Genomic DNA, 276 nt, shown 5'->3' on the forward strand with positions numbered 1-276 from the left:
CGATATCCACCAGCGTCACCGCCTCGATCTTGCGGTCGTTGCGCAACAGCGACAGCACGCTTTCCAGCATCGAGCGCATCTGGTCGAGGTCGATCAGCATGCGCTTGCGGTTGCCCTCGTCCTCGATGAACTCGGCGCGCAGGCGCAGCCGCGTGATCGGGGTGCGCAGGTCGTGGCTGATCGCAGCCAGCATGCGGGTGCGATCCGACATCAGCAGCGCGATCCGCTCATGCATGCGGTTGAGCGCGCGCGCCACGGAGCGGATCTCCTCCGGGC

General features: G+C 66.7%; 1 protein-coding gene. It reads right to left on the reverse strand.

What is annotated here, in order from left to right; all coding sequences use genetic code 11:
• Nucleotides 1–256 (reverse strand): histidine kinase dimerization/phospho-acceptor domain-containing protein (locus C1X29_RS29875; protein WP_305888216.1); only part of this gene is annotated, 256 nt, incomplete at its 3' end.
• Nucleotides 257–276 lie beyond the last annotated feature (20 nt).

The organism is Pseudomonas sp. GW456-12-10-14-LB2, from assembly GCF_002884345.1.
Taxonomy (GTDB): domain Bacteria; phylum Pseudomonadota; class Gammaproteobacteria; order Pseudomonadales; family Pseudomonadaceae; genus Aquipseudomonas; species Aquipseudomonas paraglycinae.